Genomic DNA, 10,166 nt, shown 5'->3' with positions numbered 1-10,166 from the left:
TAGTTGAAAATAACCAGCATATACTTGCTGTGAGTATAAGCGATGTCAACCCCGCGCCAGCGGCAATTTTGTCCCGGCGATGACCCTCTCGTCGAGAACGGCGTGGCGGAACCGGTAAAGCTTCGCTGGCCGGCCGCCGGTCTCCGCGGTTGCCTCTCCGGTCTCTTCGACCAGCTCCTGCTGCTCGATCAGCCGGCGAAAGTTCGGCTTACGCACGAGCCTGCCGGCAAGCGCCTCCACGGTTCGCTGCAGCTGCAAAAGCGTGAAGACCGGCGGCATCAGCTCAAAGACGACCGGCCGGTATTTGATCTTGGAGCGCAGCCGCGCAATGCCGGTCGCCGCGATGCGGCGATGATCGGCGACCATAGACTTGCTGGGCACCAGCGGAGGCAGCGTCGCGTCCCGTCCGCTTCCGGCCTCTTGGACCAGGCCTGCTTCGTAGACTAACTCATAGCGTTGAAGCGTGAGTTCCTCGTTCCAAAGGCGGTCGTCGAAGCCGAAGGCTATCGTCGCCCGCTGCCAGCGTTCACGTCGCGTGGCCGCGTCGCTGACGCCGTCTGCCCATTCAATCAGGCGCGGTCGCAGAACGTCCAGCACGACCGGAGGCGTGCCGGAGCGGTGGTCCTCCCATGGAAAATATTCATACCAGCTCTGCCAGCCGCACTTGGGCGAGCCAGCTGCCTGTTCCTTGCGGGTCAATGCGAGATAGCTGATGGAGATGACGCGCTGCTGGCGCTCGGCGCCGATGCGATCCCGATCCGCGAAGGTGTAGAGTTGCTCAATATACCCCAGCGGATGGCCGGTCTGCTGCTCGACCCACCCCCTCAGACCGGATTGCAGCGATCGGTGCTCAAGCGCAAATGGTCCGGAGGGCAGGGTGTCCGCCTGGCCGATGGTGAGGACACAGGGTTCACTGTCGTTTACGGCGACGACAAAGGCGATCAGGTCCACTTTGACTTCGTCGGCCTTGACGGCGGCTCTGTCTTTCCTGGGTCCTTTTGCCTGATCGTCCATGTTCGCGAAAGTGGTTGGCCAGCTCGGGGGTGCCTGAATCGATTTAAGTGTAAGCGCGCCTGTCCGCACGTCAACACCGCACAGCTGCACGGCCATTTTTAGCTCTTCGCACTTGCACAAAAATGTGGCAAACGCGACACCCGCGGTTGGTAACGTTGGGGAAGGAGGGTCCATTGAGTGCGTTTGGTGACACCAAGGCGATCACACCGCCGGATATTCGTTCGCGCAAAGGTGGGACGCCGCTCGTCTGTCTTACCGCCTACACGACCCCAGTCGCCCGGCTTGTCGATCCCCATTGCGATGTGGTGCTGGTCGGCGACAGCGTCGGCATGGTTCTCCACGGCCTGCCCTCGACGCTCGGTGTGACGCTGGAGATGATGATCATTCACGGCCAGGCCGTGCGCCGTGGCCTCGAGCAGGCGCTGATGGTCGTCGACCTGCCGTTCGGTTCCTTCGAGGAAAGCCCCGAGCAGGCTTTCCGCAATGCCGCGCGCGTCATGGCCGAGACCGGCTGCGCGGCCGTCAAGCTCGAAGGCGGCGAAACGATGGCAGAGACGATCGGCTTCCTCGCCGCGCGCGGCGTGCCGGTCATGGCCCATGTCGGCTTGACGCCGCAGGCGATCAACACCATCGGTGGCTACCGCGTGCAGGGCAGAGGCGGGGATGCCGAGCGCATCAGGCGCGACGCGCTTGCGGTGAGCGAAGCGGGCGCCTTTGCGGTCGTGCTGGAGAAGGTTCCCGAGGCGCTCGCCCGCCGGATCACCGGGGAGGTGGCGACCCCGACCATTGGCATCGGTGCCTCGGCAGCCTGTGACGGCCAGATTCTTGTCGTCGACGACATGCTGGGCCTCTTCGGCGACTTCCGGCCCAAATTCGTCAAGCGCTATGCTGAACTGGGGGAGGCCGCTGCGGCTGCGATCGCGGCCTATGCGCGGGAAGTGAAGGAGCGCCAGTTTCCGGCCGCCGAGCACGTGTTTGCCGATGCGCCCAAGCCCGCCGACGCGGACGCGGCCAAGAGCGGAGAAGCAGCGTGAGCGTGCGGATTGTCAGGAGCGTTGCCCAGCTTCGCCAAATCGTTGCCGCATGGCGCCGCGAGGGCGTGAGGATTGCCGTGGTGCCAACGATGGGCGTCCTGCATGAGGGTCATCTCAGCCTGGTGCGCGCGGCACTCGAGAAGGCCGACCGGGTGATCGTGACGCTCTTCGTCAACCCGAAGCAATTCAACAGCCAGGCCGATCTCGCCGCGTATCCGAGCACCGAGGACGAGGATGCCGCCAAGCTGGCACCGCTTGGCGCGCACCTGCTTTATGCGCCGGATGCAGAGGAAATGTATCCGGCGGCCTTCGCCACGACCGTTTCGGTGTCCGGTGTCAGCGAGGGCCTGTGCGGTGCCTTCCGGCCGGGACATTTCGATGGCGTGGCGACCGTCGTCGCCAAGCTCTTCCTGCAGACCAGCGCTGACTTCGGCTTCTTTGGCGAAAAGGATTTTCAGCAGCTTCAGCTAGTCAGGCGTATGGCCCGGGACCTGGATATTCCAATCACCATTGTTCCTTGTCCGACAGTCCGCGAAGTCGACGGTCTTGCACTATCATCGCGCAATGTCCGGCTCTCGCCAGCAGAGCGTGCTGTTGCCCCCGAGCTACCATCGGTCTTGCTCGAGACGGCTGAGCGGCTTGCCCGCGGCTCGCCCGTCCTGCCAACGCTTGCCGAAGCGCGCGCAGCAATTCTGGCTGCGGGCTATCGCGAGGTCGAATACCTGGAACTTCGCGACGAGGCAGATCTGCGACCCATGACAAGCCTTGACCGACCTGCACGCTTGCTTGTCGCGGCCTGGCTCGGCGGCACACGGCTCATAGACAACGTCAGAATATCACGGGTTTCAACAGATTAACGGGGTTCTCGGCACGCGCTGTATCCGTCCGGGATCGTTTAAAACAAGGTCTCTGCCCGGCATCGAGCGATCACGGAGGTTACGCAAAGCGCAAATGCATCGCGTGTTTGAGAACTTCGTCGAGCAACTGTCTGCAAGTGTTGATGCTGCCGATCTCCGTGAGGCAATGGCATCCGCTGCAGCCGGCTTCGATTTTCCGCTATTCGCCTATTTCACTTACCCGTCGGCCCCCGGCGACGCCCCGCAATTGATCTCAAACTATCCTTCATCCTGGACATCACGTTATCTGCAACAGCGGTACCACAGTCTTGATCCGGTCATCCTGCGCGGGCTGCAAGGCTGGGATACCTTTGATTGGGGTGTGGATCGCGCTCGGCACTGTCTGCCGAATTCGCAGCAACAAATTCTGGAGAGTGCGGCTGAGTTTGGCATCCGCGGCGGCCTGACGATGTCCATGCATGATCATCGCGGCCGGTTTGCTGCCCTGACCTTTGCTTCCGACGAGTCCCGTCCGCCTCTGTTGCGGTCACTGACACGTTACGAAAAAGCATTGCAGCTGGTGGCCATCAACTTTCATATCCATGTCCGGCGCAGGCTCGCCGACGATCGCGTGGTGGATGGTGTAACGCTCACCCCGCGGGAGTTCGAGTGCCTGAAATGGGCGGCGCGCGGCAAGTCGGCTTGGGTTATCAGCCAGCTTCTCGGCGTCTCAAAGCGCACCGTGACCTTTCATCTGGAAAACGCCAAGGCAAAGCTTGGCGTTCGAACGATCAACCAGGCCGTTGCACGACTGGCTGCCTCCGGCCAGGCGAGATCCTGATTCGTCGGCCACGATAGCTGTAAACCTCTACAGGCTGCATCGCTGCCGGCTTTGCCCTTCGATGGCGGGAACACATCCCGCACGGAGGCGACCATGATGCAGCTGATAACACCAGACCTTTACGACGAGTTCGCAAGCGAGCTCAAAGAGATGCACGGGCTCAGGTTTCGGGTGTTCAAGGAAAGGCTCGATTGGGAAGTTGATACCGAAGACCAGATGGAAACAGACCCGTTTGATGGTCTGAAGCCTGTCTATCTGCTCCTCAAGGGATCCGACTGGCGAATTCGCGGTTGCGTGCGTCTTTTGCCCAGCACCGGACCCACAATGTTGCGCGACACGTTCCCGGTGCTGCTGGGTGCTGACGTCGTGCCCTCGACCTCCGACATATGGGAGAGCAGTCGTTTCGCGCTCGATCTCCCTCCGTCGGCGCCCAAGGCAGCGGGCGGACTGGCCCAGGCAACCTACGAGCTCTTCGCGGGCATGATCGAGTTCGGCTTGGCCAAGGATCTGACCCGGATAGTAACGGTGACGGACACGCGCATGGAACGGATCCTTCGCCTCGCGACGTGGCCATTGTCGCGCATCGGACAACCCAAGTCCGTCGGCAAAACGGAGGCGGTGGCCGGGTTTCTCGAGATTTCCCGCGCGAGCCTTTTGCGCATCCGCAGCAGGGGACGTCTGAGCGGACCGGTACTGTGGCAACCGGTTCTAGGCCGTCGGCATAGCGCCATTGTGGACACCTGAGCCGTGAAGGATGCTGGTCTGCCCAAGGAAGCGACGGTCGGTCTTGTATGCTGGCCGGACTGGCGTCGTCACGAAGCTTACCACTACGCCAGACGATTGCCACGCACTGCCTGGGCCTGGGAGTTTCTTCGGCGCAATCCACAATTTCAGCGCGACCACGCCAAAATGGCACCGTCCGCCTACATTGTCGGAGCCCAGGCCGACATGAAGATAATCGAGTTGACGACAGGATCATCTTTCCTAAGACAATGGAGCCTCCTTTTTCGCGGACGCGCCACAGTCGGACGCTACGTCGGCAAGGGTCTTTTGGGATCCGCGCGACTGCGCCCGTATTCTACGAGCGGCCGCGGAGCCGGTTGGGCTCGACCACGATTTTGAACCGCTTGATCTCCCTTCGCTCTCATGCTGCAAGGACATCCTGCTGACACCTGCCGGCGTGCAGCACGTGCTGCTGAGGGAGGACTGCCGGAGTCTGCAGATCGCCCTTTCCGGTGCATCCGTTCTCCGCCCGTTGCGGCTATATGTCGACGCGATCGTGCAGCCGCAGCACCTGAAGTTCCATGTCGCTGCCCTTCAGTTCCTGAACGACATCAATGGTTGCGGCCGCCTGGCAGCTGCTTGCTTTCCGCCGGAACCCCGCGGAGCGCGTCTGCGTATCGTGCTCCAGGCTTTGGATGGCTCGCTTGCGGGAGCATCTCATCAGGAGATCGCCATTGCCCTGTTCGGGAGACGCCGTGTCGAAGAAGATTGGTCTCATCCAGGTAGCCATCTTCGCGATCAGGTGCGTCGCGCCATCCAACGTGGCCGCTACCTGATGGGCGGCGGCTATAGACAGTTCCTGAGGTAATTGGGGTGACAGCTTGGTGATTGTCTTATTCGAAAACGCGCAGGCATCAATCTCCATTTCTCACTGCTATTGTGCCTTGTACAAGACGTGACACGCGCCTAGTTCTTCCGCTGCGGGAATCGGGTTTGAGTAATACGGACGAAGCACTGAGAACCAACGTTTTCGTGATAGTGCATTCATGCCCGGAGAATCCTGATGACCGTTACGAACCCCGACAAAGCCGGCGCTGACTGAAACGGTCGCTGAACGTGCTCTGTGGCCTGCGCCGCCAGACTCTCGGTTTCGGCTATGCCGACTAACAGCGTATTGATAGGCCATCGCGGGCTAAGCTCTACCGGCGAAAGCCGCGTCAAAGCGGCAGGCAATCAGAAACTAGATCGGCGGCGACGATGATTATGATCAACGTGACGAACGTGAATCATGCCGACGGCGCCGACGTTGCCGATGATGATGATGCCGACCATGCGTCGCTGATGCTGCCTAACTACAGTGCTGTGTGATCATGCCGATCACCGCGTGACCACGAGCGGCGGCGGTTCGTGGTCAGGTGCGTGGCCGGGATGATCGCGCATGGCCGATTGTTCCTTCGTGCCGCGGGGTGTGGGCTTGCGTTCGGTCATGAGGACGTCAGGCGCAACGAGGAAGTTAGATCAGGGCCCCAAACGCGTCTTATCCATGGGGTGGATGATAGCTATCCCTACAATCAATTATACCAATATTACCCAATACTACTAGAAGATCTCCCAATGAAAGCGGCCGGATGGGTATCCGTCTCGCGTGGGCTGAAGCTGCCGGCAAGAATGGAAGACGAACATGTGCGGGATTGTTGGCATCGTTGGGCAACAGCCGGTGTCGGATCGGTTGGTCGACGCGTTGAAGCGTTTGGAATATCGCGGCTATGATTCCGCCGGCGTTGCGACGATCACCGAAGGTGCCTTGCACCGCCGGCGCGCCGAGGGCAAGCTCGTCAATCTCGAGAGGAGACTGAAGGAAGAGCCGCTGAGCGGCAACATCGGCATCGGCCACACGCGTTGGGCAACCCATGGGGCCTCGACGGAACGCAATGCGCACCCGCACTTTACCGACGGTGTCGCCGTCGTCCATAACGGGATCATCGAGAATTTCACCGAGCTGAAGGACGAATTGGCGGCGGCTGGCGCCGAGTTCCAGACCGATACCGACACCGAGGTCGTCGCGCATCTCTTGGCAAGACACCGCCGGGAGGGCATGAGGCGGCAAGAGGCGATGCGTGCCATGCTGAAACGCGTCAGGGGCGCCTATGCGCTTGCCGTCCTCTTCGAAGATGATCCGTCGACCATCATGGCGGCGCGCAACGGACCACCGCTGGCGATCGGTCACGGCGACGGCGAGATGTTCCTGGGCTCCGACGCGATCGCGCTCGCTCCCTTCACCAATGAAATTACCTATCTCATCGAGGGCGACTGGGCCGTTGTCGGCAATTCGGGCGCCCATATCTTCGATTTCGACGGCCATCCCGTCGAGCGTCCGCGCCATACCTCCACGGCCGCGGCCGATCTGGCCAACAAGGGCACTCATCGCCACTTCATGGAGAAGGAAATCTACGAGCAGCCCGAAGTCATCGCCCATGCTCTCCGTCACTATAGCAACATCATAGAGAATCGCGCCGACACGGTTTCTGGCATCGATTTCGCCAGGATCCCGAGCTTGGCGATCTCGGCCTGCGGGACCGCCTATCTCGCCGGACTGATCGGAAAATACTGGTTCGAGCGCTATGCGCGCCTGACAGTTGAAATCGACGTTGCGTCCGAATTCCGTTACCGCGAGATCCCGTTGTCGCCGCAGTCGGCGGCTCTTTTCATTTCGCAGTCCGGCGAAACCGCTGATACGCTCGCATCGTTGAGGTACTGCAAGGAGCGTGGGCTGAAAATTGGCGCTATCGTCAATGCCTGCGAATCGACCATCGCTCGGGAGGCCGATGCGGTCTTCCCGATCCTTGCCGGACCGGAGATCGGCGTCGCCTCCACCAAGGCGTTTACCTGCCAGCTTGCCGTTCTAGCCGCACTCGCCATCGGCGCCGCCAGAGCCCGCGGGACCGTAACCGAAGACGAGCTGCAGGCGCTCGTCAGGAGCCTCGCCGAAGTGCCGCGCGTCATGGGCCAGGTACTCAACAGCATCCAGCCGGAGATCGAGTTCCTGTCGCGCGAACTGTCAAAGTGTCGTGACGTCCTGTATCTCGGCCGTGGCACCAGTTTCCCGCTAGCGATGGAAGGTGCGCTGAAGCTCAAGGAGATTTCCTACATCCATGCCGAGGGCTATGCGGCGGGTGAATTGAAGCACGGTCCGATCGCATTGATAGACGACAACATGCCAGTGATCGTCATCGCGCCCCATGATCGCTTTTTCGACAAGACCGTCTCCAACATGCAGGAAGTGGCTGCCCGTGGAGGGCGGATTATCCTCATCACCGATGAAAAAGGGGCAGCCGCATCGAAACTCAACACCATGCACACGCTCGTGTTGCCGGCTGTCGACGAGATTATCGCGCCGATGATCTTCTCGCTGCCGATACAGCTTCTTGCCTACCACACGGCGCTCTTCATGGGCACAGACGTAGACCAGCCGCGCAATCTCGCAAAATCGGTCACGGTCGAGTGATTGTGAACCTTTATAGGTGGCGATGCTTGTCCATCTTCGCTGCATCGGCGGTGGAAATTGGTCGAAGGTATCAGCGTCCGCGAGGCTGGGTGGACGGCGCCGCGAATAGCCACTGGAGGCGTCAGTGAGAGTTCGAGTTGCTGTTCAAGAAAGCCATCGGGGAGAATGAGTCGTGTAGGATCGCAGGTCGAATGCGCTACAGCCGATCAGGCCATCTCATGGCGGGCAGGTTCTTAGAACTTGATCAGAAGCAGGTGAGCCGCCATATTCCGACCCGGCTGCCAATTTCAAGTGGCCCATTCCATGGATGAGGCCGGTCCGGCCGAATGGACGTCCATTTTTTTGATTTGCTGGGTGTGCGCCAGGGTCGGGGAGGAAATCTCCCGATTTGTCAGGCGCTCCCATCTTCTTGGAGATGTTTATGAAGGATTCGCGCATTCCCGAGCCAGTCTTGACGGCTATGTCGCAGGGGACCCACATCATCCGCGCTTATCGTGAGCACCTTGGGTATTCAATCGAGGACCTCGCGGTCGCGTGCGGGCTTGCCGCTCAGGAAATCCAAAACATCGAGCGGGGTCTAAAGTACAATAAGGGCTATCGGAATCGGATAGCGAGATCGCTGTCCATACCTGTGGGAATTCTTGAGGCAGAGTCGGACATATCGGACGCCGCCTGATCAGTCGGATAATCTGCAATGGGTGGAAGACCGCTCTTGTGATGTGACGTTTGCGGCTGATAGTCGTCGCTTGATTCCGTTGGACGCGAATGCCTTCTGGCGCAGTACCGCCAAGAGAATTCTCGTCCACTGTCCGAGTCAGGAACTGCACACGGGCTCGCCGAACAGGAAGTTGGAACGCTTCGTCATGCTGTCTTAGGCGATATAGCCGCCCGGAGTGCTGCGACACGTGCACGATAGCATTGGCTCGCGAGGATGGATTGCTAACGGCGAACCCATGCTGGTCGGCAAGGCGATATTGGCTGGAGCATCAACTCGGCCGACGAGAGTGGCCCCCCATCCTAGGCAGGATCGGCCGACATGGCCGGCATCGCGAGCCGCTCTGAAAAGAGCACAGCGGGCATCCAGACGCTGCCGGGTTGACTATTGGTGTCGGAACCGCAAAAAGGGGCCGCTCTTCATGAGTGGCGTGCGCCGGCAGTCTAACCCCAAGCCCCCCGCCAGGCTGCCGGCGCGCTTCTAGCCGCCTTGATGCACGGCGATAAGCTTTTGACGGCCTGAAGCGACGTTGTGGTCGCCGTTGCGGTGCTTTTCCACGCGCCTCGTCAGGCGCCGGGATTGCTCCGTCGTGATGGCAGGCGGGGGTTTGCAGGTTGCGGTCGACGGGTTCGTTTCGGGGCGTCTGCCCCCATCGTTATGTCGCGAGTTGGGGGATGCGATCGAGGACGATGCGCAGGATGCGCTGGTCGGGGCACGATGTCGGCAGGTGCAGGCGGATTTGCGATTTCATCTCGACCACCCGCGCAGCGATTTTGATGAGGCGCAATCGCAGCGTGTCGAATTGGGCGACGGCAAAGCTCGAGCGCCTCGGCATCGCGGCCCGCAAGCCCCACATCAACCAGTAAGCACCGGCATGCAGGAATAGCCGGAACTGGTTGGCCGTCGCTCTTGTGCAGGACGTTCGGTCGGCGGCGAGATGCGTCTTCCACGACTTGATGTGGTTCTCGGCCGCGCCGCGCCGGCAGTAGACATCCTCGTAGAGCGCCTTGGCCTTCCCACCGGCAAGGTTGGTGACGACGAAGCGGATATCGCCACCTTGGGCGCCGACCTCGACCCGCGCGATGATGCGCTCGACGCGGCTCCAACTAGCGGCGCCGTCAACGAACTCCTTGAACCTGCGGACCTTGCCTGTCTTGGCCGACGCTTCGAAGCGCGCCGTCGTCCTGGCCTCCAGATCCGCGACATGCTTGCGCAGGGGCGTGGTGGGCGCGAGGCCAAAGATGAAGTCGACGTCGTTGGCGCGGCACCGGTCGATGACCTGCGGGTTGCAATAATGGCTATCGCCGCGGAGCAGGATTCGAATGTTCGGCCAGTTGATCCGGATCGCCCGCACCAGACGGCGCAGGTGGGGGCGGATCTCAGCCCCACTCGGCCGCTTGGCCGGTCGCAGGATCGCGCTGACGAACCGTCCCGCACCATCGAACACGACGATCGGCTGGAAGCCGTACTCGTCATGGTGGGCATTGAACAGGCGAAG

Annotated in this window: 10 protein-coding genes; 8 read left to right on the top strand and 2 right to left on the bottom strand. The window is 61.1% G+C overall.

The genetic code is table 11. The features are described 5' to 3' along the window. Nucleotides 1-45: 45 nt before the first annotated feature. Complete coding sequence (locus NKH28_RS33595) at nt 46-1,014, bottom strand: NUDIX hydrolase (protein ID WP_352593251.1); 969 nt, start codon at nt 1,012-1,014, stop codon at nt 46-48. 173 nt (nt 1,015-1,187) lie between these two features. Here NKH28_RS33595 and panB point away from each other — a divergent pair, with 173 nt between their 5' ends. From panB to NKH28_RS33555, 8 genes are all read left to right on the top strand, one after another. Then, nucleotides 1,188-2,048: a 3-methyl-2-oxobutanoate hydroxymethyltransferase gene (gene panB, locus NKH28_RS33590; RefSeq protein ID WP_352981400.1), complete on the top strand. Its 861-nt coding sequence runs from the start codon at nt 1,188-1,190 to the stop codon at nt 2,046-2,048. Next, on the top strand, nt 2,045-2,905 hold the full coding sequence (gene panC / locus NKH28_RS33585) for a pantoate--beta-alanine ligase (protein ID WP_352981399.1): 861 nt from the start codon (nt 2,045-2,047) through the stop codon (nt 2,903-2,905). The genes panB and panC overlap by 4 nt, the downstream gene beginning before the upstream one ends. A gap of 94 nt (nt 2,906-2,999) precedes the next feature. Then, nucleotides 3,000-3,725 (top strand): LuxR family transcriptional regulator, encoded by a 726-nt coding sequence (locus tag NKH28_RS33580; RefSeq protein ID WP_352711543.1) that lies wholly within the window; start codon nt 3,000-3,002, stop codon nt 3,723-3,725. A gap of 93 nt (nt 3,726-3,818) precedes the next feature. Beyond that, nucleotides 3,819-4,469: an acyl-homoserine-lactone synthase gene (locus NKH28_RS33575; RefSeq protein WP_352515911.1), complete on the top strand. Its 651-nt coding sequence runs from the start codon at nt 3,819-3,821 to the stop codon at nt 4,467-4,469. A 3-nt stretch (nt 4,470-4,472) separates the two neighbouring features. Then, nucleotides 4,473-4,847 (top strand): transcriptional regulator domain-containing protein, encoded by a 375-nt coding sequence (locus NKH28_RS33570; RefSeq protein ID WP_352496584.1) that lies wholly within the window; start codon nt 4,473-4,475, stop codon nt 4,845-4,847. A gap of 58 nt (nt 4,848-4,905) precedes the next feature. After that, nucleotides 4,906-5,316 carry a DUF2285 domain-containing protein gene (locus NKH28_RS33565; RefSeq protein WP_352515910.1) on the top strand — a complete coding sequence of 137 codons (411 nt, stop codon included), beginning with the start codon at nt 4,906-4,908 and terminating at the stop codon, nt 5,314-5,316. Between the two features lie 813 nt (nt 5,317-6,129). Then, complete coding sequence (glmS, locus tag NKH28_RS33560) at nt 6,130-7,953, top strand: glutamine--fructose-6-phosphate transaminase (isomerizing) (protein ID WP_352981398.1); 1,824 nt, start codon at nt 6,130-6,132, stop codon at nt 7,951-7,953. Nucleotides 7,954-8,368: 415 nt separating this feature from the next. After that, nucleotides 8,369-8,629 carry a helix-turn-helix domain-containing protein gene (locus tag NKH28_RS33555; protein ID WP_352496595.1) on the top strand — a complete coding sequence of 87 codons (261 nt, stop codon included), beginning with the start codon at nt 8,369-8,371 and terminating at the stop codon, nt 8,627-8,629. Nucleotides 8,630-9,323: 694 nt separating this feature from the next. On the opposite strand, the gene NKH28_RS33550 is transcribed toward NKH28_RS33555, so the two are convergent. Further along, the coding region (locus tag NKH28_RS33550) for an IS1380 family transposase (protein ID WP_352981397.1) at nt 9,324-10,166 on the bottom strand (843 nt) is incomplete at its 5' end.

Source organism: Mesorhizobium sp. M1227 (assembly GCF_040318315.1).
Taxonomy (GTDB): domain Bacteria; phylum Pseudomonadota; class Alphaproteobacteria; order Rhizobiales; family Rhizobiaceae; genus Mesorhizobium.
This window is presented reverse-complemented; position numbering and strand designations above follow the sequence as displayed.

Bases quoted from the DNA above. Each gene is read 5' to 3' on its own strand.
- NKH28_RS33595 (WP_352593251.1), bottom strand. From the start codon at position 1,014: ATGGACGATCAGGCAAAAGGACCCAGGAAAGACAGAGCCGCCGTCAAG.
- NKH28_RS33580 (WP_352711543.1), top strand. From the start codon at position 3,000: ATGCATCGCGTGTTTGAGAACTTCGTCGAGCAACTGTCTGCAAGTGTT.
- glmS (WP_352981398.1), top strand. From the start codon at position 6,130: ATGTGCGGGATTGTTGGCATCGTTGGGCAACAGCCGGTGTCGGATCGG.
- NKH28_RS33575 (WP_352515911.1), top strand. From the start codon at position 3,819: ATGATGCAGCTGATAACACCAGACCTTTACGACGAGTTCGCAAGCGAG.
- NKH28_RS33555 (WP_352496595.1), top strand. From the start codon at position 8,369: ATGTTTATGAAGGATTCGCGCATTCCCGAGCCAGTCTTGACGGCTATG.